Origin of the sequence: Serratia sp. CY33525 (assembly GCF_052169115.1) — a bacterium.
Taxonomy (GTDB): domain Bacteria; phylum Pseudomonadota; class Gammaproteobacteria; order Enterobacterales; family Enterobacteriaceae; genus Serratia; species Serratia sarumanii.
Genome location: NZ_JBJNLK010000001.1, coordinates 427,062 through 452,078 on the forward strand (window position 1 = coordinate 427,062; position 25,017 = coordinate 452,078).

Genomic DNA, 25,017 nt, shown 5'->3' on the forward strand with positions numbered 1-25,017 from the left:
CTCTTATTTTCGTTCTGCGCACAGGGATATCCCGCCCGATAAACAGGTGACTCTGCGCAGAGTGGAATTTTTTAATTAGCGTGGCTGAATAGCGTGATTACCCTGTCAGCCACGCAAGAATCATTTCCCTTCCGGGGTCATCATCCATAACGCCTCCTTAATGCCCGCGTTATTCAGGCCTACCTGAATAAACACGAACATATAATCAAGTTAATAAATATTTATATCATTACTCAGACCGGTAATTCGGACGCAACGCGCCAGCGAACGGCGCTCACGCTTTTTTCCAGGCTGACGCGGCAGACAATACCCTCAATTTCTTTTTGTGCGGCCGGCGTGGCGGTAATTTCCGCGCACACTTCCAATTGCCCCGGGCTGGAAATATCGGCGCTGCGCAAAGATTGCAGCCGCAAGGCGACGCCGTTCAGCGCCTGCAGAATCAGGGTGCGCACCAGAATTTCATCCTGCTCGCCACAGGTCACCTGAATGCGATAGCACAGTTCCAGATCGGTCGCCTGCTGGTGTGGCTGCAGATTGATGCGCTGGGCGGCCTCGCGCAGCAGGATATTGGCGCACAGGATCACCAGCGTGGCGACCACCGCATCCCAATGCTGGCCCAGGCCGCACAGGACGCCGATCCCCGCCGAACACCACAGCGTGGCGGCGGTGTTGAGGCCGCGAATGTTCAGCCCTTCACGCATGATAACCCCGGCGCCGAGGAAGCCGATACCGGATACGATCTGCGCAGCCACGCGGCCGGCGCTGGCGGGATCGGTGGACATGGAGCTGAGAATAAAAACCGCCGCGCCGGTCGCCACCAGCGCATTGGTGCGCAGGCCGGCCATGCGTTGGCGCCACTGGCGCTCGGCGCCAATTACCGCGCCCAGGCACATCGCCAGCAATAAATTTAAAACGAAAGGAGTCATAGCCATGACTGTCCCCTTAATTAACCTCAGGAGATAAAATCATGTGCTGTTTAGCACACGCAAAATCGCGCCGAAAATAAATCAGCGAATCAGCGTACTGTGCCTGGAGGGAAAAGGCTGTGGCTGCAGAATACCATAATAACGCCCAACTCAATTCACCTGAAACCATCAGGCCTCAGGAAACGTTTTTTATTCGGGTATGCACAGCTCAGGAATAACTGGAGAGGGGTGCTGCCCGCCGATAACGGCAAGCAACAAATCAGAAGAGAATTGGTCAGCTTGCCTTATTTGTTTTATTACAACTACAACTGTCCAATTGGGTTTCTCCACCGAAATTTTGGCTGAGTATAGTGACGTCGGGTAATGAAGTAAAGGCTAATTTATTAAACGAAAAATAAACTGAAATACCGCGATGATATTTCGATGTCACAAATCGGCAGCGACAGCGTTGGGCGCCAGTGCGCTTATCGATAAACTGCTCCCCTTCATCTTTCAAGGACGCCCCCGATGAAACACCGGCTTTCCCCGCTCGCGCTCGCGCTGCTCGTCAGCTATCCCGCCGATGCCCTGCTGCTGCAGCAAGGCGACGCGCAGTTTGAACTCGATCCCGCCACGCTGCGCATTGCCGCCGGCGCTGTGCCGGTCAATCTGGCGCAGCCCGCGCAACAGGTGGAAGATCTCACCGCGTCGCCACAACGCGCCAGTTGGCGCTGGCCGCAGAGCGCGGTCAAGGTTAGCGCCCGTCTGGAAGGCGGCGATCTGCGCCTGAGCTTCAGCAGCGACCGGCCACAGCTTCTGAACTGGTATCGCCTGCCGCCACAAACAGAAACGCTGCTGTTGCCGATCGGCGAAGGCAGCCGCATTCCGCTCGACAACGCCGTCTGGCGCCATTACCTGACGGCGGAAATGACGCCGCTGGATACCAACTGGGATCTGAAGCTGCCGCTGTGGAGCCAGCAATACCAGGGCAAGGTCTACAGCTGGCTGATGTTGACGCCGTTCAGCAACCGGGTCACCTTCGCCTCGGCGCAGGAAAAGCTGGAGATGCGCGCCGGGCATCAGTTCAACCGCTTTAATCAGCAACAGGCATTCGAGGTGCTGCTGCACGTCGGTGACACGCCGCTGTCCGGCGCCCGCCGCTATCGCGACTATTTGCAACAGAACGGCCAGTTCAGCAGCCTGCGCGAGAAGATAAAGCAGGCGCCCGAAGGCGAAAAGCTGATCGGCGCCACCCATGTCTACCTGTGGGGCGATAAATTGCTGGCGGCGGAAGATGTCAAAGATTGGCCGGGGTTGCTGCACTACCTCGCCTCTCCCGCCGCCGAAGGGCTGCGGCAGAAGATGGATGCCGAGAGCAGAAAGCTCCTGCTGCAGCTGGCGGGCAAAACACCGGAGGGCTGGCAGCAACAGCCCCTGATCGACGGCATCAACCAGGCATTGACGGCGCAAATTCCGCTGGGCGCCACGCCGGATGACGCCGATTTTCTGCAGGCGCAGCAGCGCCAGGCCGCCGCGGTGCGGGAGCGGGCGCAACAGGAACTGGGGCGCTGGTTAACCCCGGCGGACCGTTGGGGGCAAGGGCTGGCCAAACCTGTGATCGACGCGCTGCGCCAGGCCGGCTTGCCGCGCCTGTGGTTGGGCACCGATAACTGGACAGCCGCCTTCCTGCACCCGCAGGCGGTGGCCGCCGCCAAGGCGGCCGGCTATCTGATCGCCAGCTACGACTCCTACGATACCGCCATTCCACGCGGCGTGAACGACAGCTGGCTCACCGCGCAACTGCCGACGGCGCTGCGGGAAAGTTGCGCCATCGTGCGCGCCGACGGCAGCAAGAAACCCGGCTTCGGCAAACAGGGGTACTACCTCAATCCGGGCTGCGTCCTGCCCTATTCTCAACGGCGCATGCGCGAGCTGGTGCAACTGGCCGGGTTGAACAGCCTGTTCCTCGACGTGGACGGCACCGGCATGGTCTCCGACGACTATCAGCCCGGCCACCCGACTGGCGCGGCACAGATGGCCGAGGCGCGCAACGCCCGGCTGGCCTGGTTCAGCGCCACCCTTAAGCTGCCGCTCGGCTCGGAGGACGGCAATGCGGTAACCGCCCGCAGCCTGATGTTCGCCCACGGCATGGAAACCTGGGGATTCGGCTGGGGCGACAAGCAGATGAATCAGGATAAATCCTCGCCCTATTATCTCGGCGCCTGGTGGCCCAACGCTCAACCGGCGTTTTTCTTCCGCCCCGCCAAGGTGAAGCAGCCCTACCGCACCGTCGAATTCGATCCGCGTTATCGCCTGCCGCTGTACCAAGCCGTTTTCCACGATGCGATCGTCAGCAGCCACCACTGGAATTACGACAATCTGAAGTTCAGCGACGTTCAGACCACCCGCAGTCTGCTCAGCCAGCTGTACAACATCGCGCCGATGTTCCATCTGAGCCGCGCCACCCTGGCGGCCCGCCTGCCGGCGATCAAACGCGCCGACGCCGCCTTCCGGCCGTTGCATCAGGCCCTCTGGGACAAAGCGCTGACCGACTTCCGCTGGCTCGATCGGGACGGCTGGGTGCAGCAGACGACCTTCAGCGACGGTTCGACGCTGACCGCCAACTTCAGCGCGCAGCCGTTCGCCGGCGTAGCGGCCCACAGCCTGCGCGCCAAACTGGCCGACGGCCGCACGTTCGACGTTGCGCCTTAGCAAGGTCGCCGGCGATGGGCTACGCTAGGCTATATTTCCGACGACCCGCAAGGAGTGGCTGATGACGCCTCTGATCCACACTCTGCTCGACGAGATTTGGCAAAGCCTGGGGCAACGCCCCGCGCCCTGCGACCGGTTAACCGTAAGCGGTACCGGCGCATTGCCTTCGGCTTTTCCCGTGACCGAATTGGCTACCGCCGCCTGGAGCGCCGCCGGTTTGGCCTGCGCCGAGTTGCTTCGCCGCGAGGCAGCCGATGCGCCGCAGGTCTGGATCGATCAACGCCTGGCCTCGCTCTGGTTCGGCTGGACGCTGCGTCCGCTGGGTTGGACGCTGCCTGCCGCCTGGGACGCCCTCGCCGGCGACTACGCGACGGCGGACGGCTGGATACGCCTGCACACCAATGCACCGCACCATCGGCGGGCGGTGGAACAGGTGCTGGGCCCGGCATCGGACAAAGGCGCGCTGGCGGAACGCGTGCTGGGCTGGAAAAAAAGCGAGCTGGAGGAAGCGGTGATCGAGGCCGGCGGCTGCGCGGCCCAAATGCGCTCGGCGGCCGCGTGGCGACAACATATTCAGGGCAAGAGCGTGGCGCTCGAACCGCTGATCCACGCCTCACTGCAGCCGGAAGCGCCGCCGCCGGGTTGGACGTTGCCCGTCGCCCGGCCGCTGCACGGCGTGCGGGTGCTGGATCTGACACGCATTCTCGCCGGACCGATCGCCACCCGTTTTCTCGCCGGTTTGGGCGCCGACGTGCTGCGCATCGATCCCTACGGTTGGGATGAGCCCGGCGTCGAGCACGAGGTAATGCTGGGCAAACGCAGCGCGCGCCTCAACCTGACCAATGCGCACGATCGCCACACGTTTGAACATCTGCTGAGGAACGCCGACGTGATCGTGCACGGCTACCGTGCCGGTGCGCTGGAGAAGTTGGGCTATGGCGCGGAGGAAAGGCGCGCGCTGGCGCCGGGCCTGATAGACGTCTGCCTGAATGCCTACGGCTGGAGCGGGCCGTGGCGCACCCGGCGCGGTTTCGACAGCCTGGTGCAGATGAGCTGCGGGCTGGCGGAGGCGGGCATGGTTTGGCGCAGCGCCAGTTTGCCGGTGCCGCTGCCGGTACAGGCGCTGGACCACGCCACCGGCTATTTGATGGCGGCGGCGGTGCTGACCGGTATGGCGCAGCGCCTAAGCCGCGGCACCGGCTACCACGCGCGGCTGTCGCTGGCGCGCACGGCGCAACTGCTGCTGGCGCATCCCTGTTCGGCAGATTATCGGCCGGAGCCGCTGGCGCCGGCCGGAACCGCCGACGAGAACCCGGAAACGGAACTGACTTACTGGGGCGCCGCGCAACGCCTGCGCGCCCCGTTAAGCCTGCAGGGTACGGCGCTGCAATGGGCGTTGCCGGCGACCACGCTCGGCACCTCACAGCCGGAGTGGCTGCGCCGTTAAACCGCCGCCAACTGTTGCTGCAGCCATTGCAGCAAGCGTGTGACCGCCGGCGTCAGCCCGGCGGTCTGCGGCCACACCAGATAAACGTCGTCCTCGCTCAGGCGACAGGGCGCAGCCAGCGCCACCAGCCGCCCCGCGTCGATCGCATCCTGCACCAGCAGCTTTTTCGCCAGCGCGATGCCGAACCCCTGCTCCGCGGCGCGAATCAACAACCCGGCATCGTTGAACACCGCCTGTTGCCGCCCGCACCGCGAGCGCCCTTGCGCATTGAACCAGTCGCGCCACGGGCTGACGTCGTGCTCCAGCAAGGGAACGTCGCCGCCGTTCTCGAATGCCGTTCCCCACTGCCGCGCCATATCCGGCGAGGCGACCGGCAGCACGTCGCCCGACGCGATGCGCTGCGCCTGCAGCCCCGCCCACTGGCCGCTGCCGATGCGGATCGCCGCATCGAACCCGCGCTGCGACAGATCCTGCAACGCCAGCGAGGCATCGATATCCAGCGCAATATCGGCGCAGGCTGCATGAAATGCCGGCAACCGCGGCAACAGCCAGTAATGGGCAAAAGACGGCAGCACGCTGATGCGCAGCGTCTGGCTCGCCGCCAAGCGCCGGGCGCGGGCGACGCCCTGCTGCAGCGCCTGCAGCGCCGGCTCTACCGCCGCCAGCAACTCTTTCCCGGCGGCATTCAGGCGCACACCGCGCCCGCGCCGTTCAAACAGCGGGTAGCCCACCGCCTGCTCCAGCAGCTGAATTTGCTGACTGACCGCGCCATGCGTCAAATGCACCTGCTGCGCCGTGGCGCGCAAATTCTCCAACCTAGCGGCGATAGCAAAGGTCGGCAAGACATGCAGCGGGAGACGTTCATTCATCATTGGTTAACCAGGCTAGCCAAAACGGCTATTTTTCATCGATTTTGGCCCGCAGGCAAATGTTCTATGTTTACCCCATCATCCCTGACGCTTTCGGAGCCGCCATGCACCCACGTTTACAACAGGATCTTGCACAGTTTCCGCAGATCCTCGACCACACCCGCCAGTTGGCGGAAGATTTTCTGGCCGGGCTGCAGCAACGCTCGGTCTGCCCACCGCTCGCGCAACAGCAACTGCAACCCGGTGACGATCGGCTGGCGGAAAACGGCGAAGGCGCCCTGGCGGCGCTGGATGACTTTTGGCAACGTTATCAGGCGGGCATTTCCGCCAGCGCCGGCCCGCGTTATTTTGGCTTCGTCACCGGCGGGGGCACGCCGGCGGCGGTCGCGGCAGACTGGCTGGTTAGCGTGACAGACCAAAATAGCCAGCTCAGCCATGATACGATCGCTGCGGCGATCGAGCTGGCCGCGGTGACGCAGTTGAAATCCCTGCTGGGCCTGCCGGAAGCGTTCAGCGGCAGCCTGGTCAGCGGCGCCACCATGGCCAATTTCGCCGGGCTGGCCATTGGCCGGCAGTGGCTGGGGCAACAGCACGGCGTGGATATCGCCCAACAGGGCCTGGCGGCGCTCGGCCCCATCCGGGTGCTGGCGGCCAACCCGCATTCCAGCAGCGTGAAGGCGCTCAGCATGCTCGGCATCGGCCGCGACGCGCTGACGACCGTCGCCAGCCTGCCGGACTCAGAAGCCATGGATATGGCGGCGCTGGAGCGACAGCTCGCCGCCGGCGCAGGCCGTCCCACGCTGGTGCTGGCCAGCGCCGGCACGGTCAACACCGTCGCTTTCGACGATCTGCCGCGTCTGCTGGCGCTGCGGGAGCGCTACCCGTTCTGGCTGCATGTCGATGCGGCATTCGGCGGCGTAGCGGCCTGCTCGCCGCTATACGCCCCAAGGCTCGAGGGCTGGCAGCATGCCGATTCCATCACCGTCGATGCGCACAAATGGCTGAACGTGCCTTATGACAGCGCGATCCAATTTACCCGCCACCTGGATCTGCAGATGCAGGTATTTCAGAACCATTCGGCTTACCTGGAAGCGCCGACGCCGCGGCCGGACAACTATCTGCATCTGACGCCGGAAAATTCGCGCCGCTTCCGCGCCCTGCCGCTTTGGCTGACGCTGAAAGCCTATGGCCGCAGCGGCATACGGGATATCGTCGAGCGCAACGTCCGATTGGCGCAGGCGCTGGGCGCGGCGTTAGCGGCCGACGACGGCTTCCATCTGCTGGCGCCGGTGAATTTGAACGTGGTGTGCTTCGCGCTCAGTCACCCGCAGGGCGACAGCGAAGCGGCGCGCGATCGCTTTCTCGATCGCCTTAACCGGCACGGCGTGGTGCGTTGCACCCCAACGAGCTATCACCATCAGCCGGGGATCCGCGCCGCGCTGGTCAACTGGATGACAGAGGAACAGGACATCAGACTGGCGCTGGACTCGCTGCGCCATTGCCTGGCGGAAGCGGCCTAATGCACGCGGCGCATTACTCGCGTCGGAAGGCCTGCAATTGCCGTGCTTGCCGCCCGTCATCGCCGATGTTATCCGGCGATAGCCAGGCAGCAAACGCCGCGCGCCGCGCCGGCCATTCCCCGTCGACGATCGACAGCCAGTCGGTGTCGCGCGTGCGTCCTTTGACGACGACGGCCTGGCGGAACGTGCCTTCATAGCGGAACCCCAGGCGCTCGGCGGCCTGGCGTGAAGGCAGATTGAGGCTATCGCATTTCCATTCGCAACGCCGGTAACCAAGATCGTCGAACAGGTGCCGCAGCATCAGGAAGATCGCCTCGCTGCCCAGCGCACTGCGCTTCATCAGCGGCGACCAGTTGATGGTGCCCAGTTCGGCCACGCCGTTGGCGGGATCGATGCGCAAAAAAGCGCAGGTTCCTACCGCGCGCCCGTTCGCCCGATCGATCACCACCATCGTGTTTCTGTCTGCGCTGGACGCCTGCGCCTGGAGATAACGCTGGAAGTCTGCGCGCGACTGCGGGCGTTCCCAAAACAGATAGGTCCAGTCGCGATCGTCCTCGGCGGTTTGATAAGCCTGATAAAGCGCCTCCCCCCATCGCTCGAGGTTAAGCGGTTCCAGGCGGCAAAACCGCCCTTGCAGTGGCGTGTGGCCGGGCATGCCTGCCGGCTGCCAATGAGGGAGGGCTTCACCTATCGGCTGCCCATACTGATTCCGTCTCACCGCGGCATCCTGTTTTTTGAAAGGTGGAGAGGCAAGTTAAAACCAACGCGGGCCAGAGACAACTCCGACCTGCCATTCCTCCCCGGGGATCGGGCAGCAGGATGATAGTTTAGAAAAATCACTCAATCACCGTTAAACATTCACGAAAACTATTTCATGTGAAATAAATATCCAGATAACTCATTGTAAAACGGTGATTTATAGCAACAATTAAGCTACACATTCCAGCCAGAATGTTAACTTCTGTTTGTTGTTATGATAAAAAAAGGCGTGCTTATCATTTGCGCGAAAAGCAAAAAACACCGCAAGATAATGATTTTTATATGTAAAAATCCAAAGCACTCAGTGCGAGTGTTTTTTCACCGCTCAAGAAACACGCTAAAAGACCTCAAAAAAACGACACATGAATTTTTTTTAAGACTTTTCCTAGCAAACTAAAATTTTGTTTCGTGACATGATGAACAGATTCACGGCAAGCAATGCAGACAGGCTCGGGCGCCAAGCGCAAATCAGGCTCAACATGCCGAAGCTGGACGAACAGCAGATCGCCCTGACTTAAGCCAAACTTATAGATTCATGCAATTAATAAGTTTAGTATGAAAATATCATTGAGTGACGTCGTGTTTATTGATAGAACACTCGCTACACTGAATTATTGCTCCATTTTGCCTTTCGGCTTTTTAGGCTTTTTCTCATATTACCGCAGTAAAACGGATTTAAGTGGGGGTGCGATATGCCAACGATCATCATGGATTCATGTAGCTATACCAGATTGGGATTAACCGACTATCTGACTTCGCATGGCGTGAAGAAACGCCATATTAATGCCATCGAGGACATTGACAGCCTGCACGAAAAATGCAGCAAGTTGAATCCCAGCCTGGTGTTTATTAACGAGGACTGCTTCATCCACGAAGCGAACGCCACCGAGCGAATAAAACGGGTGATTTCACTGCACCCGGATACGTTATTCTTCATCTTCATGGCCATTACCAACGTACATTTCGACGATTATTTATATGTTCGCAAGAACGTCATCATATCGTCAAAATCCATCAAACCAGAGACTATGAATCAGCTACTTAGTCACTATCTCGAGAGAACGTCCCTACGGGCGGAGAAATCCTCTCTGGATCAAACGCCGGTAACGCTGAGCCAGACCGAATCTAACATGTTACGCATGTGGATGTCCGGTCAAGGCACCATCCAGATATCAGACCAGATGCAAATAAAGGCCAAAACGGTCTCTTCCCACAAAGGAAACATCAAGCGGAAAATAAAGACGCACAACAAGCAGATCATTTACCACGTTGTTCGTTTGACCGATACCTTGACCAGTGGAATATTTGTCAATAGCCGTTAAACCACAGAGAACGCCCCCACTCTGTTTTGCCAGCCGTTAAATACCTGGTGATAATGTCATCTGGATATCAGATGCTGGCGCCCTTAAAAGAATACCTGCTGCGTTATCCCCCGCTAGCGCAACGGGTATTTTTTTGTCATCGATAAAAAGAATCTTACCGCTATGAAATAATCTCAAAACGGACAATTTCATTAGCAAATTAATGAGATTAGCCGAAGTTACTGCCCATGCTCGCGACAGGGCTCCACAAACGTGCCGTCACGGCTGTCGATTTCATTAAAAAACCATACGCCCGCCGGATAGTCGTCAAGAGAAACCAGATACATGGTGCCTTCGTTGAACACCTCTACGGCCAAAATGATGCCTTCACGCCGCGGGCCGCCGTCTGTTTTTACCGTCACTCGATCGTTAACCTGCATACCATTCCCCATTATTTGCGATTGCCGTCAGTGTATTACAAAACCGAGGGCGATGGACACCGCCCTAGCCCTGCCGGCCTCTGCTATCAGCGTAGCAGCCGCCTGGATTTTCACTTTCTTAACGGTTTGGCCGCAGAATCTTAAGCCGGTCTCGCGTAGCCTGTCTTCAGGCGTTTCCCCCCCAGAGAAGCGCTCGCAAATGAAGAAGTAACAAGGAACTTTTGCCCGCAGACTTGCGGGCTTTTTTTCGCACCGCCGAATTTCAGACACAAAAAAACCCGCCGCAGCGGGTTTTTTTCAATCAGCGCCAGGCGCCAATTAGATAGCGGTAACGTTAGCCGCAGATGGACCTTTCGCACCGTTCTCGATAGAGAACTGTACGTTCTGGCCTTCAGCCAGGGTCTTGAAGCCTTGATCCTGGATAGCAGAGAAGTGTACGAATACGTCTTTGCTGCCGTCTGCTGGGGTGATGAAACCAAAACCTTTAGCTTCGTTGAACCACTTCACTTGACCTTTGATCATGTTAGACATGTCTAATTCCTTCAATAATAAATGTAAGCCGCCATGGGCGAGGTAGCCGGTCATCAGTTACTTATGGAGGCACTGGAAAGGAAATTCGTCAGAGAAGGGCTATCCGGGATAACGCTTTAAATTTGAACTACTTTACTCAAAATGTCGTGCATAAATAGGTCTGTACCACAGGCCGACATCATTAACTCATGAGCGCGCGGCAATAGCAACCTTTTTCGCCGCGATGGGGCGCTAATCTCGGCTAAACGCACAGGATTTGACCCCGTCTGCCGATGGAATCGCCGCCTGGCTCGCCCGTAACGCCCAAGGCAAATGATAGTAATTCTCGTTCCGCTGTTTTATAGTTGCCTGACGAAATCATTCAGGGAGAGTCACCATGCCGAGATGGCTTACATTGCCGGCCGCCAGTGCCATTCTGCTGGCCTTTGCCGCTCGCAGCGCCCCGTTGGGCGCGCTGGAGCTGAATTATCATCCGCCTGAACCCAGCATCACCCCCGCCCCCAAAACTGCGCCGGAGCCGGGGCCGGCCCCCAAAGCGGAAAAACCGCCGATTGCCTGGGCAGAGGCGAGAGATAAAAGCGGTTTTCGCGTCGATATCGAGTGCGATCATCCAGGCTGCAGCAAACCACGCGCCAAACCTTATCCCGCGTATGAAGGCCCGGTGAAGAAAACCGATCGCCGCCGCCAGTCCGATCCTTATTCCACCAATCAGGATCCCGATTACAACATTCAGTTGGGCTATGAGTGGTAGCGGCGCTTTCGGAGTAATACCTATATCAACCGCCTTTGCCGCTGCATAGAATAGCGTCAGTTCACCACTCCTCCTGGTGTTGAACACAACAAGCTGTGTTGCAAATCTTTATGCGCCTCCCTATAGGCGCTTTTTTTTTGCCTCGCCCTCACAGCATCTTCCCGATTACAGATTGCTCTCATTGCCCCGCAGAGTGATCAATGTCACAAATACGCCTCCTTGCCATTCTTATTCGGAGGTAACGTTCATGGCCACAGGATCCCTTGCCCTCCTGGCCGTCTTGGCCGGCATTGCGGGCTTCGCCCTCTATAAACATTTAAAATCTCAGAAAAAAAGCACACTCATCCGCCCGTACGATCGGTAACCGACAACGCGCTTTCACCGCGAAGGCCCGGCACAACGCACGCCGCGCCTTCGCGGGCTGTCATGCTTTCATCACAAAATTGTCACACTATGGCCATATGATTATTCGCGTTTATCCGCTCTGGCTTAACACCAAGGATTTCGCCCATGACCATAATTAAAGCTGCAAACCATCAGGAAGCAGAAAAACTCATCCGCGCCGGCACCGCCAAGAAAATCGAACTGGCCTACGATATCGGCAGCGACGACTTCTTCCAGCTTGCCAGCCTGTGGTGCGATAAAGGCGCCAAGATCTCCAAAGGAAAAGACCACTTCATCGTCTCGTTGAAAGGGTTCCGCATCCCCCCTAACGATTGATGCCCTGCCGCCCATCGCGGCGGCTTCGCCCCTTCCTCGCAAAACCGCTCTATTCGACCACGCGCGCCTCATTCGATTTCGCTAAGCTAACAGCAGACTTTATTGCGGACGTTTCGCCCGATAGCCACGTCCGCCAAGATGAGGAGAGTGACCATGTCAACAAATGCAGCGCTGCCCGGCACGATGAAAGCGATTGAAATCAGCCAGCCGGGCGCCCCCGAGGTTCTGGTCGTCGCTGAACGCCCGGTGCCGGTTCCGCAAGCGGGCCAACTTCTGGTGAAAATCGCCGCCGCCGGCGTTAACCGCCCCGACGTGCTGCAGCGCCAGGGGAACTATGCGCCGCCGCCCGGCGCCTCGGATATCCCCGGCCTGGAAATTGCCGGCGAAGTGGTGGCCACTGGGGAAGGCGTGACCCGCTTCGCGCCCGGCGATCGGGTTTGCGCCCTCATCGCCGGCGGCGGCTATGCCGAATACTGCACCGTGCATGAAAGCAATGCGCTGCCCGTTCCGGCGGGCCTGAGCCTGACCGAGGCCGCCGCGCTGCCGGAAACCTTCTTTACCGTCTGGGTCAACGTGTTCCAGCGCGGCCACCTCAAGGCCGGCGAGACCGTGTTGATCCATGGCGGCACCTCCGGCATCGGCACGGTCGCCACCATGCTGGCGAAGGCCTTCTGCGCTCAGGTGATCACCACCGTCGGCTCCGAAGAGAAACGTCAGGCCAGCCTGGCGCTGGGCGCCGACGTGGCGATTAATTACCGCAGCGAAGACTTTGTCGCACGCACCAAAGACGCCACCAACGGTAAAGGCGCCGACGTTATCGTCGACCTGATCGCAGGCGATTATGTAGCCAAAAACTATCAGGCCGCGGCGATGGAAGGCCGCATCGTGCAAATCGGCACGCAAAACGGCGTGGTGAAAGAGCTCAATCTGATGCCGCTGCTGTTGAAACGCCTGACCCATACCGGTTCAACGCTGCGTTCGCGCAGCGTGGCGGACAAAGCGCAGATCGCCGCCGAGCTGCGCGAGAAGGTTTGGCCGCTGCTGGAGCGCGGCGTGCTGAAGCCGCAAATTTTTAAAACCTTCCCGCTTGAGCAGGCCGCCGCCGCGCATGCGCTGATGGAGTCCAGCGAGCACATCGGCAAGATCATGCTGACGTTCTGACCTCATTCCCCGCGGCCGGTGCTGCGGGGAAACCGATGCCACGCTCAGGGGATGATGCCGCGACGGCGGAACTCATCGAACAGCGAGAAAAACATGGCTTCGGTTTCGACAAACTGATGGAAACCGAAGCGCCGCGCCTTGCTGCCGTCCGCGAACATGTCATAGTCCCAGGAAAAGACGAAATCGGCGAAGCGCCAGCCGGCCACCGCGCGATAGTCCGGTTCAGCCAATTGGTGCCGCTGCACCAGCTCGCGCCACAGCGGCGCTTTGTCCGCCATCATGCTCTCCAGCGGCATCGGCAGCGGCGGCGCACATTCCAGCCCAAAGTAAGCGGCGATTTTCGGCCACATCTCGCTCCAGCGAAACAGATCGCCGTTGTTGATATTAAACGCCTGATTGGCCGCCGCCGGCTCGGTCGCCGCCCACAGCGTGGCGCGCGCCAACAGCCCGGCATCGGTCATTTCCAGCAGGCTGTGGTAAGCGCCCGGTTTACCGGGGAAGCGCAGCGGCAACCCGAGCGCTTTGCTGATCGACGCGTAAACCGCGATGCTTAACGCCAGATTCATCGGATTGCCGAGGGAGAAGCCCCCCACCACGCTCGGGCGAATGGCGCTCCAGCGCCAGCGCTTGCCGGCCTGCCGCTGCGCCAGATACTGTTGCTGCGCCACGTTAAACTCCGGCGGCATATGCCCGGCGTCGCTTTCGCGCGCCGGCGTTTTAAACGGCCCCAAATGCGCGCCATACACCTTATAGCCCTGCATCAGACTGATGTGCTCCAACGCCGGTGCGGCCGGCTCCAGCCCCTCGACAACGTGTTGCAACATCTGCAGGTTCGGCGCCACCAGTCCCGCCCAGTCCGGCGCATCCTGATAGGCGGCATAGAAAACGTGGCTAATCGCGCTCAGCGGCCGCAGCGCGTCGCGCGTCGCCGCCGCATCCAGCAGATCAACCTGCAGGTGGCGCACCCCCGGCGCCGGTTGCCCACCCCGGCGCGAGACGCCCACCACTTGCCAGCCCTGGCCGGTCAGCTCCTCAATCAATCGGCGCCCAATCACGCCATTGGCGCCGATCACCAATGCCTGTCGCTTTGCATTCATCTTGCCACTCCTCGGGTTGTCGATGCCCTGAGTGTTATTGATTAGCGATGCTTGCGGTAGAGCAGTATTAGCACTAACACTTATAAGAAAAATCTATAGGCAAGATCGACATGGATAAACTGAACGCAATGAAAACCTTTATGCGGGTGGCGGAACTGGGCAGCCTGTCGGCCGCCGCTCGCGATCTGCGTTTGACGCAGCCGGCGGTCAGTCAGCAAATCGCTGCCCTGGAGCAGCAACTGGGGGCCCAACTGCTGTTTCGCAGCACCCGGGCGGTCACCCTGACCGATGCCGGCAGCGGTTATTATCAGCGCCTCAAACCGATTCTGGCGGCGGTCGACGAAGCGGAAGAGGCGCTGCACGGCCAGCGCCACCAGTTGCAGGGCAATCTGCGCATTCACGCCCCGACCGGGTTCGGGCAGTTGCACGTCACACCGCTGGCCATCGCTTTCCAGCAGCGTCATCCGAACCTCGCCATCGAGCTGCTGCTGGACGATCGCCTCGCCGACGTGATCGGCGAAGGCATCGACGTGGCGCTGCGTTTCGGTGAACTGCATGCGCCCGGCATGGTGGCGAAACGTTTGGGCGAGCTGCAGCGCCTGCTGGTGGCGTCACCGGCCTATCTGGCCAGGCATGGCGCGCCGCGTTCCCCGGCGGAGTTGGCGAAACATGCGCACATTCGTTACAGCGGCCTGAACGACGGCGATACGCTCACCCTGTTCGGCCCGCACGGCCCCGAGACGGTTGCTCTGCGGCCCACGTTCCGCGCCAACAATACGCTATCGCTGCTGGCCGCCATTGAGGCTGGGGCCGGCATCGGCGGCGCTCAACGGCCTTTAATCGCCGAACAGCTGGCGTCAGGGGCGCTGGTGCCCGTTTTGCCGGAATACCGCTACCCGCCCATGGCGCTGCACGCGGTCTATCCCGCCTTGCGTTTTATTCCGGAGAAAGTGCGCGCCTGGGTGGTGCATCTGCAGCAGGCGTTGACGACGATCGAGGGGATCAGCGGAGTGAATGCCCCCGGCCAGACGCCGGGAGCCTAATCATTATTTGAACAGTTTACCGACCATGTCGCCCAGCTCGTTGCTGTCTTGCTGCACTTCACCGTTTGGCGAGGCGGCATCGGTGACCGTTGGCAAGAACTGTGCAATGGTGCTGGACGCCTGAGCCGGATCGATACCCAGCTTTTCAGCCAGTTGGTTGATGGCGTCGCTACCCAACGCCTGCTGTACGTGATCGCCGGTAATCGGCTGATTTTCGCCATTGCCGAGCCAGGAACCGACGATATCGCCGAACTGCCCCTGACGGAATTTGTCCAAAATGGCCTGCAGGCCGCCTTGTTGCTCGACCCACTGCATAATGGCGATGTAGTCGATGCCTTTGCCGTTGGCGCCGCCGCCCAGAATGTTACCCAATACGCTATCGAACAGACCCATGATATTCCCCTTTCAGCCGCTGCGGCCCGCGCCGCACAGCCGGATTGATTTCACGAAAAAGGGCCGCCGCGGCGACCCTGTTGAGCAATGGCTGCTTAGCCTTTGATCTTCCTGTAGACAAAAAGCACCACCAGGGCGCCGATTACTGCCACCACAAAGCTGCCCAGGTTAAAACCGTCAACGCGGCCCATACCGAAGAAGGTGCTGATATAGCCGCCGACTACGGCGCCCACGACCCCCAATATAACGGTCACAATAAAGCCGCCGCCGTCTTTGCCCGGCATAATCCACTTGGCCAGGATACCGGCGATTAAACCAAAAATGATCCAGGAAATGATGCCCATCTTTACTCTCCCTATTACCTTTTGCCTAACAGAAATCCTATTACCAGGCCCACGACGGCGCCGGCGCCTATCCCCGCCCAAGGGTTATCCTTGATGCAGGCACATGATTGCTCGAGCGCTGCCTTTACGCCGCTGCGCACTTCGCAGGCGGTGGTTTTCACGTAGTCGCTCGGTTGCTCAACACCGTTTAGATCGTCATTTTCATATGACATGTCAAATCCTTACAGACCAACCCTCTGAGAATCTCGTCACATGTTTCGCGCCAGGCGCCGTCCGCTCCACGATCTTGCTCTGGGCAACCTGCCCGCTGCCGCTCAATGCAGAGGCGTACGGCGACAAACGCATAACTTCACACTATGACTATAGTAAAAAATCAGCGGTTTACCCATTTCCGTCCGTCTGAATTTCACCGTACAAAAAACGATCTGATTTCATCCTGCTGTCATCTCGCGAGGCTAAACTTTAAACAAATCCTCCTGGAGGAAACGCCGATGTTCAATGCCCCTTTTGTCCTGATTCTCGCGCTACTGTACGCACTGGCCGCCGTTTGGGACGGTTCCGCCGCGTTATTGTTTCATTAAGGTTACATAGCAGTTGTCACTTTTGCGATGCGCTTAATTGTGTCTTTATTTTTCAATTTCGCCAGTCGTTTGAAATAGCGGAAAATATCCGCCATTCCCTCGGTAAAAATCCTATCTCTCCCCGTTTTTCGCCTGCGCTTAACTAAAGCGTAAAAAAAGCATTAATGGAAAATCCTATTTAGCTCAGAATGTTCTACCATTCGCCCTATGAAAATTTGGGTTAAGGTCCCATTGGAAAAGACAAGGAATCATAGGAAAAATGCTTTCTAACCAACGCTTTGAGCGCGAATTCTTGCGCCCTCGTTATTGGTTGCTGTGGATAGGGCTGGGAATACTCTATCTCTTGGTATTACTGCCCTACCCGCTCATTTATCGACTCGGACACGGCCTTGGCAGAATAGCCATGCGCCTGATGAAACGCCGGGTAAAAATAGCGCGCCGCAATTTAGAGCTCTGCTTCCCCGCGATGCCCGCCGCCGAGCGCGAGGCGCTGATCGTCAAAAATTTTGAGTCCGTCGGTATGGGCCTGTTCGAAGTCGGCATGGCCTGGTTCTGGCCCGACTGGCGCATCGCCCGCTGGTTCAAGGTGAGCGGCATGGAAAACATGCGGCTGGCGCGTCAGGGCGGCAAAGGCGTTCTGCTGATCGGCCTGCATTTTCTGACGCTGGAACTGGGCGCGCGCATTTTCGGCATGCAAAACCCCGGCATCGGCGTGCATCGCCCGCACAACAACAGGCTGATGGAGTGGGTACAAACCCGCGGCCGGCTGCGCTCGAATAAATTCATGCTCAATCGTAAAGATATCAAAGGCATGATCCGCAACCTGAAACAGGGCGAAATCCTGTGGTACGCGCCGGATCACGATTATGGGCCGCAAAGCAGCGTGTTCGCGCCGCTCTTCGCCGTGGAAAACGCCGCCACGACCACCGGAACCTTTATCCTGGCGCGCATGGGGCGGCCGTCGATCGTGCCTTTCGTACCGCGCCGCCTGCCAGATGCTCAGGGCTATGAGCTGATCGTGCAGCCGCCGTTGACGGACTTCCCGCTGGATGATGAAACGCGCGCGGCGGCCAAGATGAACCGCGTGGTGGAAGAACAGGTGCTGCTGGCCCCCGATCAGTACATGTGGCTGCACCGCCGCTTTAAAACCCGCCCAGCCGGCGAGCCGTCGCTGTATTGACCGCCCTTGCGCCTTCGCCCGTCATGCCGGCGGCGAAGGCGCACTCACCTCGCACAAGCATTCTGCGCCAGGGGAACTACACTAATAAGTCACCGACGGCAATTATTGCCGCCAGCAACCATTTCTTCCTGCCCGAGGGCCGGTCGTTGCCTGTCGAGCCACAACCGAGGTCAATGTCATGCTGGTACAACCCTATCTGTTTTTCAGCGGTAACTGTGAGCAAGCGATTAACTTCTACGAACAGCAGTTGAATGCCAAAATTGAAATGGTCATGCGCTATAAAGACATGCCCGAAGAAGCCCGGCAAGACGGGCCGCAGGACGTCAATCCGGAGGCGATCATGCATGCGCGCCTGCTGATCGGCGACGGCGTACTGATGGCCTCCGACGGCTGCCCGCAAGATGACGGCGGCGGCGCTTCTCATAAAGGCTTCTCGCTGTCGCTGAACCCCAGCGATGCGGAACAAGGACGCAAACTGTTCGACAATCTGGCGCAGGGCGGCCAGGTGACGATGCCTTACCAAGCCACCTTTTGGGCCAAAGGCTTTGGCATGCTGACCGACAAATTCGGCGTCAACTGGATGATCAACGTCGAATAACCCGTCATGGCGCCGCTAGCCATAGCGGTGCCAGTCATACGCCGCCTTGGCGAACAGCACGAACAGCAGCGCCAACAGCGCCAATCCCAACCGCCAATAGGGCGACCGGCGCCGCCGCCAGGCGAAGTACATCATCACCGCCAGCGTCCCTAGCGTAAGGGGGTAATACACCGCCAGCGTCAGTAAAGCGATAATGATGTAATCCGACATGGCTCTTTCACTCCACAGTGTTCACCCCGCCGCTGATACGGGGTGCAAACGCCCTTTCTCGCTATCGCCACGTTAGGGGCTAGAGGTCTGGCGCATTTATGCATAAAATATAAGATTGCTCTTAACTCAAATTGAATAGTAATCAAACAACAAGGGTGACATGACTCAGCAGCAACCCATACAGGATGCCGTGCCGGCGCGCAGCGCTAAAAGCTCCCCATTATTATTTCAGGCCGGCGTGTTTGTCATCATCGTTGCCGCCACGCTGATCCTCTTTAACAGCTGGCAAATCTGGAACGCGCATCAGCGCGATCTGCGCAGCGCCGAGCATGAGTCCGCCAACCTCGCCCGCTCGCTGGCGCAGCATGCCGACGATACTTTCATGCAGGTGGACGGCAACCTGCTCGATCTGACCGAACGTCTCCAAACCGACGGGTTGGGCCCATCGCAGCTGACGCGGCTGCAGCGCGTCATGCAGACGCAGGTCGGCAACCTGCCGCAGCTGCACGGGCTGTTTCTCTACGATGCGCGCGGCCGCTGGCTGGCGACCTCCTCGGGCAAATTCATCAAGAACGCCAACAACGCCGATCGCGATTACTTCAAATACCATCAAAACCGCGACGGCGGCGGCCTGTACATCGGCAAGGTGATCCGCAGCCGCACCACCGGCGATCTGATCATTCCCGTTTCGCGGCGATTCAACAACCCGGACGGCAGCTTTGGCGGCGTGGTGCTGGCGACGCTGTACGTCGATTATTTCCGCCAGTTTTACGACAGCTTCGCCCTCAATACCGACGCCTCACTGAACCTGCTGCTGGCGGACGGCACCATCCTTTACCGCCGCCCTTACTCGGCGGCGTCGATCGGTAAAAACATCGCCAAGGGCGTGCTGTTCAGCGAAATTTTGCCGCATTCGGAATTCGGCAACGCCACCATCACCTCGCTGTACGACAAAGTGGAGCGCATCTACGGCTATTCGCGGGTCAACCGCTTTCCGCTGGTGATCGCCGCCGGGTTGTCGAAACGCGACGCGCTGGCGGACTGGCGCACCGACGCCGGTCTGTTCGCCGCGGGCGGCCTCTCGCTGCTGATGATCCTGTTGGCGATGGGCATGGTGCTGCTGCGGCAAATCAAGCACAGCATGCAAACCGAAGCCGAGCTGATGCGCACCAGCGATCAGTTGACCAGCATCAACCAGATGCTCGAAGAGCTGGCGCTGCTGGACGGCCTCACCGGGCTGGCCAACCGCCGCCAGTTTGATATCGCGCTGAAGAACGAGCTGGCGCGGGCTTCGCGCAACTACCGCAGCGTGGCGCTGCTGATGCTGGATATCGACTATTTCAAACAGTACAACGACAGCTACGGCCACGTCGCCGGTGACCAGTGCCTGCAGCAGATCGGCCAAACACTCAAAGGGTTGGCCTGCCGCAGCAACGACGTCCTGGCGCGCTACGGCGGCGAAGAGATGGGGATTATCCTGCCGGATACCGACGTGCAAGGCGCACTGATTTTCGCCGAGCGCGTTATCAACGCGGTGCGCGATCTGAAAATTCCGCATCAGGGCAACCCGCACGGCATCGTTACCATCAGCATCGGCATCTGCGCCAAAGTGCCGCATATGTATAACGATACGCCGATCAGCTTTATCAGTGAGGCGGACAGTGCGTTGTATCAGGCCAAGAAAAAAGGCAAAAACTGCATTTACGGCGCTTAACCAATAATCGGGTCACCAAGATTTGGCGGCCCGATTTATTCGCCAGAAAAATGAAGTAGTTCCCTCACGAAACATTATTTCACCGGTTTACCCTGCACTCTGAATAAAATAACGGAAATAATAAGCAGTATATTTATTTTCATTACAATTCAATAAGATAAAAAACGCCATTCAGCAGGCAATTTGTGCCTTTTTTGATTATTCGTGCCTATACCTCGCCTCGTTTATACCCCGTTTACTTTTCATTGGCATTGCCGGTGATACCCTTACCAGGATTATTCTATCTATCAGGAAGCCATCGCACGCTTCGGCGCATTGCGCCCTGCTGATACAGCCATAATAGAACCCACAAATTTCACGTTGCCATTGGGCGGCCTGCTGACGCCGCTCCAGCCAGCCACTGCGCAAGCCAGTGCAGCCAATCACGCGGCAACCTGAGAGGCAGGAATAAAGCGATATAGATTTGCAAGGAGATCTCATGCCTACTGGCGATATTATGCACGAACAGGCCGTCCTGACGCTGCCGTTACGACAATGGGCGGCAGCGGAAGCATCCAGCGCGGTCAGCGAACTGGAACAGGGCAAGGTGCTGTTTCTGCCCGAACTGGCCTTCACCCTGTCTGAACAGGAAATGCCGCTGCTGGATCCGACATTGGTCGACCCGAAGCGCAAAAACATCAGCTACCAACCGCTGTCCGGCAAGCTGAGCGGCGTCGCCGTCGCGGAACGCCGGCAGCAGGTTCAGCAATTGCTGGAACGCTATTACCAATCCTGCCGCCAGCTGATCGCCGGGCTGTTGCCCGAATATCAGGAGGCGCTGCACCACCCGACCGGCAGCCTGCGTTTACATCCGGTTTCCGCCTGGCGGGCGGCCAGTTCCTGGCGCAAAGACGACAGCAGGCTGCACGTTGACGCCTTCCCGTCGCGCCCGAACTACGGCGAACGCATTCTGCGCATTTTCACCAACATCAACCCGCACGGCGAGCATCGCCAATGGCGGGTCGGCGAGCCGTTCCCTGAGCTGGCGGCACGCTTTATGCCGCGTCTCGCTCGCTACTCCGCCTTCGGCAGTTGGCTGCAGCACCAGGTGCGCATCACCAAAACCCGCCGCAGCCATTATGACCACCTGATGCTGCAGTTGCATGACGCCATGAAGGCCGACGGCGATTATCAGCAACGGGGGCCGCAGCTGGCGCTGACGTTCCCGCCGGGCAGCAGCTGGATTTGCTTCTCTGATCAAACGCCGCATGCCGCGATGGGCGGCCAGTTTATGCTGGAACAGACCTTCCTGCTGCCGGTGAATAAGATGCAGGACTCGCAGCGTTCACCGCTGAAAGTGCTTGAACAGCTGCGCGGTCAGCCGCTGATCTGAATGATTTGCCGCCGCCGGGGGCCGGCGGCGGCAAACGCGCATCACGCTTCGAAGTCCCCCTGTTGGCGCGCCACCAGCGTCAGAATGCTATACAGCGCCACCGGCTGCTGTTGCTGATTCAACACCTGCACATCCCACACCACCACGCCGTGCGGGCGATCTTCGGCGGTTTTCTGCGGCTTGCGGATTTTCTTTTTGCAGGTCAACCGCACCTGAATGGTATCGCCGATCTTCACCGGCTCGATAAAGCGCAGATTTTCCATGCCGTAGTTGGCGATCACCGGCCCGACGGCGGCGTCGACAAACAGCCCGGCCGCGGCGGATACCACAAAGTAACCGTGCGCCACCCGCTCGCCGAACAGCGAGTCGGCGGCGCCGATCTTGTCCATGTGCGCGTAGAAATGGTCGCCGCTCAGGCAGGCGAAGTTGACGATATCCGCTTCGGTCACGGTGCGGCGCGCGGTCAACAGGCTATCGCCCAGTTGCAGTTGCTCGAAGTATTTCCGGAACGGATGCACCGGATGCTCGGCGACCGGCGCGCCGCGCACCCATTCGCCGCCGATGGCCGCCAGCATCGCCGGGCTGCCCTGGATCGCCGTGCGCTGCATATAGTGTTTCACCGCGCGCAGCCCGCCCAGCTCTTCACCGCCGCCGGCGCGCCCCGGGCCGCCGTGCACCAGCATCGGCAGCGGCGAACCGTGGCCGGTGGACTCCGCCGCCGCCCGCTCATCCAAAATCAACATGCGGCCGTGGGCGCAGGCCGCCGCGCGAATGAAGCGCGTGGCCAATGCCGGATCGGCGGTCACCAGCGAGCCCGCCAGGCTGCCCTGCCCCAGCAACGCCAGCGCGATCGCCTGTTCGGTATCCGCATACGGCATCAGCGTCGCCACCGGGCCGAAGGCCTCGGTGCCGTGCACCGCCTGATGGGTGAACGGATCGGCGCAATACAGCAGGGTCGGCGGATAAAACGCCCCGCCGCGCGCGCCGTCGCCCAGCACCTCCAGCTTATCCAGCGCCGCGCCACAGAGCGGTTCGCAGCCGTTGCGCAGCAGGAACTCCACCTTGCTTTGCACATCATCACGCTGCTCGTGGCTGACCAACGCCCCCATGCGCACCTGCTCCAGCTGCGGGTCGCCCACCGTCACCCCCGCCAGGCGCTGCAGCAAGGCCTGACGCACCGCCACCACCTGCGCCGCCGGCACGATGATGCGGCGGATCGCGGTGCATTTCTGCCCCGCCTTGGCGGTCATTTCACGGCACACTTCTTTGATGAACAGCGCAAACTCGGGCATTTCCGGCGTCACGTCTTCCGCCAGCACGCAGCAGTTGAGCGAATCCGCCTCCATGGTGAACGCGATCGATTTTTCCAACAGGCGCGGGTGTGCCCGCAGCCGCTGCCCGGTCTGCGCCGAACCGGTGAAAGTCACCGCATCCTGGTAATCCAGGTGCGCAAACATGTCGCCGACGCCGCCGCAAACCAGCTGCAGCGCCCCTTCCGGCACCAGGCCGCTATCGACGATCAGCCTGACCATCGCCTGCGTCAGCTGCGCGGTGGCGGTGGCCGGCTTGATGATGGCCGGCATGCCCGCCAGCCAGGTCGGCGCCAGTTTCTCCAGCATGCCCCAGCACGGGAAGTTGAAGGCGTTGATGTGCAGCGCCACGCCGGGGCGTGAAGTGAGCACGTGGCGGGCGGCGAACTGCGCCTGTTTCGACAATGGGATCAGCTCGTCTTCCGGCCACAGGGTATCGTCCGGCAGATCGCGGCCGGCCATGCCGGCATAGGCGAACAGCGTGGCGATGCCGCCCTCGATATCGACCCAGCCGTCGCTGCGCGTCGCCCCGGTTTGATAGGAAATCTGATACAGCGCCTCTTTATGCGCCAGCAGGTGTTTGGCTACCGCTTTCAGCATCTGGGCGCGCTGCTGGAACGTCATGTGTGCCAGCGCCGGGCCGCCGCGGCTGCGGGCATAGTCCAGGCTCGCCGCCAACGGCAGGCCGTCGGAGCAGACCTGGTACAGCGCTTCGCCGGTCACCGCGTGGCGGATTTCGCGCGCCTCTCCCTGCCCGTACACCCAGGCGCCAGAAAGATAACTGTGTAACTGCTGCATGTGCCCTCCGAAATTCATAAATTTTCACCATACAGCTTAATTACGTATCATATAAATGCCAGTCGAGGCCAAATCAAATTTTAACAAAAAGAGAACAAAAGGCGTTTTCAGACCGCTTAACCTGCCATAAACAAGTAATTAATCACTTTATTTATCAAACAAAATCAAATAAATAACAAAAGCCATTGTGAGTAACCTCGCAAAACCACATTAATTACGTTTGATCTTTTTGTTATCAGTTTGTAGCCTTATGGTTAGTTAAAGTGATTCACATTTTTATGTTTAATGTGAAAAATACGAATCACCAAGAGGCAAGCATGACAACTGACGCACAGTATCAGCAGCATTTCGACGACAAGATCGCGGCGGATATCGCCATTGAGGCCAAAGACTGGATGCCGGACGCCTACCGTCAGAACCTGATTCGGCAGATTGGCCAACACGCCCACTCGGAAGTCATCGGCATGCTGCCGGAAGCCAACTGGCTGACGCGCGCCCCCACGCTGCGCCGCAAAGCGGTGCTGCTGGCCAAAGTGCAAGATGAGGCCGGCCACGGTCTGTACCTCTACAGCGCCGCCGAAACCCTCGGCTGTTCGCGCCAGGACATCTACCAAAAGATGCTCGACGGCAAGATGAAGTACTCCTCTATCTTCAATTACCCCACGCTCAACTGGGCGGATATCGGCGTGATCGGCTGGCTGGTCGACGGCGCCGCCATCGTCAACCAGGTGGCGCTGTGCCGCGCGTCCTACGGCCCCTATGCGCGGGCGATGGTGAAGATCTGCAAAGAGGAAAGCTTCCATCAGCGCCAGGGCTACGAGGCGGTAATGGCGATGGCCAACGGCAGCGACACGCAGCGCGCCATGCTGCAGGACGCCATCGATCGCTTCTGGTGGCCGGTGCTGATGATGTTTGGCCCGAGCGACGCCGACTCCCCCCACAGCGCCCAGAGCATGGCGTGGAAGATCAAACGCCACAGCAACGATGAGCTGCGGCAGAAGTTCGTCGACAACACCGTGCCGCAGCTTGAAGCGCTGGGCATGACGGCGCCGGATCCGGAGCTGCGCTGGGACGCCGCCGCCGGCCACTATCGCTTCGGCGAAATCGACTGGAGCGAGCTGCATGAGGTGATCAAAGGGCGCGGCCAATGCAACCACGAACGCCTGCAGGCCAAACGCCGCGCCTGGGAAGACGGCGCCTGGGTGCGCGACGGCGCCATGGCCCACGCCGCGAAAAACGCCGCCTCCGCCGCATAGCCAAC

Annotated in this window: 24 protein-coding genes; 13 read left to right on the forward strand and 11 right to left on the reverse strand. The window is 59.6% G+C overall.

Annotation, left to right across the window (positions count from 1 at the left end; genetic code table 11):
- Positions 1-233 precede the first annotated feature (233 nt).
- Positions 234-932: an MgtC family protein gene (locus ACJ8IM_RS02070; protein WP_025303346.1), complete on the reverse strand. Its 699-nt coding sequence runs from the start codon at positions 930-932 to the stop codon at positions 234-236.
- 501 nt (positions 933-1,433) lie between these two features.
- Here ACJ8IM_RS02070 and ACJ8IM_RS02075 point away from each other — a divergent pair.
- Both ACJ8IM_RS02075 and ACJ8IM_RS02080 read left to right on the forward strand, forming a co-directional pair.
- On the forward strand, positions 1,434-3,617 hold the full coding sequence (locus tag ACJ8IM_RS02075) for a glycoside hydrolase (protein WP_101455504.1): 2,184 nt from the start codon (positions 1,434-1,436) through the stop codon (positions 3,615-3,617).
- Positions 3,618-3,678: 61 nt separating this feature from the next.
- Complete coding sequence (locus tag ACJ8IM_RS02080; protein ID WP_060421619.1) at positions 3,679-5,064, forward strand: CoA transferase; 1,386 nt, start codon at positions 3,679-3,681, stop codon at positions 5,062-5,064.
- Here the strand turns inward: ACJ8IM_RS02080 and ACJ8IM_RS02085 are convergent.
- Positions 5,061-5,936 (reverse strand): LysR substrate-binding domain-containing protein, encoded by an 876-nt coding sequence (locus tag ACJ8IM_RS02085; RefSeq protein ID WP_101455505.1) that lies wholly within the window; start codon positions 5,934-5,936, stop codon positions 5,061-5,063. The genes ACJ8IM_RS02080 and ACJ8IM_RS02085 overlap by 4 nt on opposite strands.
- Before the next feature lie 101 nt (positions 5,937-6,037).
- Here ACJ8IM_RS02085 and ACJ8IM_RS02090 point away from each other — a divergent pair, with 101 nt between their 5' ends.
- Complete coding sequence (locus tag ACJ8IM_RS02090; RefSeq protein ID WP_033647845.1) at positions 6,038-7,453, forward strand: pyridoxal phosphate-dependent decarboxylase family protein; 1,416 nt, start codon at positions 6,038-6,040, stop codon at positions 7,451-7,453.
- A 13-nt stretch (positions 7,454-7,466) separates the two neighbouring features.
- Here the strand turns inward: ACJ8IM_RS02090 and ACJ8IM_RS02095 are convergent, their stop codons facing one another.
- Complete coding sequence (locus tag ACJ8IM_RS02095; RefSeq protein WP_080289899.1) at positions 7,467-8,108, reverse strand: GNAT family N-acetyltransferase; 642 nt, start codon at positions 8,106-8,108, stop codon at positions 7,467-7,469.
- A gap of 796 nt (positions 8,109-8,904) precedes the next feature.
- On the opposite strand from ACJ8IM_RS02095, the gene rcsA reads away from it, so the two are divergent.
- Entirely contained in the window at positions 8,905-9,534 is a 630-nt protein-coding gene (rcsA, locus tag ACJ8IM_RS02100; RefSeq protein ID WP_033635078.1) for a transcriptional regulator RcsA, read from the forward strand.
- Positions 9,535-9,752: 218 nt separating this feature from the next.
- Here rcsA and dsrB read toward each other — a convergent pair whose 3' ends face one another.
- Positions 9,753-9,953, reverse strand: a complete 201-nt coding sequence (dsrB, locus tag ACJ8IM_RS02105) for a protein DsrB (protein WP_033635079.1) — start codon at positions 9,951-9,953, stop codon at positions 9,753-9,755.
- Positions 9,954-10,271: 318 nt separating this feature from the next.
- Positions 10,272-10,484: a transcription antiterminator/RNA stability regulator CspE gene (cspE, locus tag ACJ8IM_RS02110; RefSeq protein WP_004935122.1), complete on the reverse strand. Its 213-nt coding sequence runs from the start codon at positions 10,482-10,484 to the stop codon at positions 10,272-10,274.
- Between the two features lie 376 nt (positions 10,485-10,860).
- Here cspE and ACJ8IM_RS02115 point away from each other — a divergent pair, with 376 nt between their 5' ends.
- The 3 genes from ACJ8IM_RS02115 to ACJ8IM_RS02125 all read left to right on the forward strand — a co-directional run bounded on the left by ACJ8IM_RS02115 (position 10,861) and on the right by ACJ8IM_RS02125 (position 13,116).
- Complete coding sequence (locus tag ACJ8IM_RS02115; protein WP_033653585.1) at positions 10,861-11,235, forward strand: hypothetical protein; 375 nt, start codon at positions 10,861-10,863, stop codon at positions 11,233-11,235.
- Between the two features lie 510 nt (positions 11,236-11,745).
- Complete coding sequence (locus ACJ8IM_RS02120; RefSeq protein ID WP_033647847.1) at positions 11,746-11,955, forward strand: hypothetical protein; 210 nt, start codon at positions 11,746-11,748, stop codon at positions 11,953-11,955.
- Between the two features lie 153 nt (positions 11,956-12,108).
- A complete protein-coding gene (locus tag ACJ8IM_RS02125) occupies positions 12,109-13,116 on the forward strand; it encodes an NAD(P)H-quinone oxidoreductase (RefSeq protein WP_033647848.1) in 1,008 nt (335 codons plus the stop codon).
- A gap of 44 nt (positions 13,117-13,160) precedes the next feature.
- On the opposite strand, the gene ACJ8IM_RS02130 is transcribed toward ACJ8IM_RS02125, so the two are convergent.
- Positions 13,161-14,213: an SDR family oxidoreductase gene (locus ACJ8IM_RS02130; RefSeq protein ID WP_033653584.1), complete on the reverse strand. Its 1,053-nt coding sequence runs from the start codon at positions 14,211-14,213 to the stop codon at positions 13,161-13,163.
- 110 nt (positions 14,214-14,323) lie between these two features.
- Between ACJ8IM_RS02130 and ACJ8IM_RS02135 the strand changes: the two genes are divergently transcribed.
- On the forward strand, positions 14,324-15,256 hold the full coding sequence (locus tag ACJ8IM_RS02135; RefSeq protein WP_033653583.1) for a LysR family transcriptional regulator: 933 nt from the start codon (positions 14,324-14,326) through the stop codon (positions 15,254-15,256).
- A gap of 3 nt (positions 15,257-15,259) precedes the next feature.
- Here the strand turns inward: ACJ8IM_RS02135 and ACJ8IM_RS02140 are convergent, their stop codons facing one another.
- The 3 genes from ACJ8IM_RS02140 to ACJ8IM_RS02150 form a co-directional block, all read right to left on the reverse strand.
- Positions 15,260-15,649, reverse strand: coding sequence for a YidB family protein (locus ACJ8IM_RS02140; protein WP_033635085.1), 390 nt, complete (start codon positions 15,647-15,649; stop codon positions 15,260-15,262).
- Between the two features lie 95 nt (positions 15,650-15,744).
- Positions 15,745-15,993 carry a GlsB/YeaQ/YmgE family stress response membrane protein gene (locus ACJ8IM_RS02145; protein WP_033635086.1) on the reverse strand — a complete coding sequence of 83 codons (249 nt, stop codon included), beginning with the start codon at positions 15,991-15,993 and terminating at the stop codon, positions 15,745-15,747.
- Between the two features lie 14 nt (positions 15,994-16,007).
- A complete protein-coding gene (locus ACJ8IM_RS02150; protein WP_033635087.1) occupies positions 16,008-16,205 on the reverse strand; it encodes a DUF883 family protein in 198 nt (65 codons plus the stop codon).
- 628 nt (positions 16,206-16,833) lie between these two features.
- On the opposite strand from ACJ8IM_RS02150, the gene ACJ8IM_RS02155 reads away from it, so the two are divergent.
- Both ACJ8IM_RS02155 and yjdN read left to right on the forward strand, forming a co-directional pair.
- Positions 16,834-17,754, forward strand: coding sequence for a Kdo(2)-lipid IV(A) acyltransferase (locus ACJ8IM_RS02155; protein WP_033653582.1), 921 nt, complete (start codon positions 16,834-16,836; stop codon positions 17,752-17,754).
- 178 nt (positions 17,755-17,932) lie between these two features.
- The gene (gene yjdN, locus ACJ8IM_RS02160) at positions 17,933-18,352 is read left to right on the forward strand and encodes a VOC family metalloprotein YjdN (RefSeq protein ID WP_033635089.1); all 420 of its coding nucleotides are present in this window, start codon (positions 17,933-17,935) and stop codon (positions 18,350-18,352) included.
- 15 nt (positions 18,353-18,367) lie between these two features.
- Here yjdN and ACJ8IM_RS02165 read toward each other — a convergent pair whose 3' ends face one another.
- A complete protein-coding gene (locus ACJ8IM_RS02165) occupies positions 18,368-18,562 on the reverse strand; it encodes a hypothetical protein (protein ID WP_004935157.1) in 195 nt (64 codons plus the stop codon).
- A 160-nt stretch (positions 18,563-18,722) separates the two neighbouring features.
- On the opposite strand from ACJ8IM_RS02165, the gene ACJ8IM_RS02170 reads away from it, so the two are divergent.
- Together ACJ8IM_RS02170 and ACJ8IM_RS02175 are read left to right on the forward strand one after the other, a co-directional pair.
- On the forward strand, positions 18,723-20,276 hold the full coding sequence (locus ACJ8IM_RS02170; protein WP_442516214.1) for a sensor domain-containing diguanylate cyclase: 1,554 nt from the start codon (positions 18,723-18,725) through the stop codon (positions 20,274-20,276).
- A 478-nt stretch (positions 20,277-20,754) separates the two neighbouring features.
- Positions 20,755-21,648 carry a Kdo hydroxylase family protein gene (locus ACJ8IM_RS02175; RefSeq protein ID WP_033653580.1) on the forward strand — a complete coding sequence of 298 codons (894 nt, stop codon included), beginning with the start codon at positions 20,755-20,757 and terminating at the stop codon, positions 21,646-21,648.
- A gap of 41 nt (positions 21,649-21,689) precedes the next feature.
- Here the strand turns inward: ACJ8IM_RS02175 and paaZ are convergent, their stop codons facing one another.
- A complete protein-coding gene (paaZ, locus tag ACJ8IM_RS02180) occupies positions 21,690-23,756 on the reverse strand; it encodes a phenylacetic acid degradation bifunctional protein PaaZ (protein WP_033653579.1) in 2,067 nt (688 codons plus the stop codon).
- Positions 23,757-24,073: 317 nt separating this feature from the next.
- Here paaZ and paaA point away from each other — a divergent pair, with 317 nt between their 5' ends.
- On the forward strand, positions 24,074-25,012 hold the full coding sequence (paaA, locus tag ACJ8IM_RS02185; RefSeq protein WP_033635096.1) for a 1,2-phenylacetyl-CoA epoxidase subunit PaaA: 939 nt from the start codon (positions 24,074-24,076) through the stop codon (positions 25,010-25,012).
- Positions 25,013-25,017 lie beyond the last annotated feature (5 nt).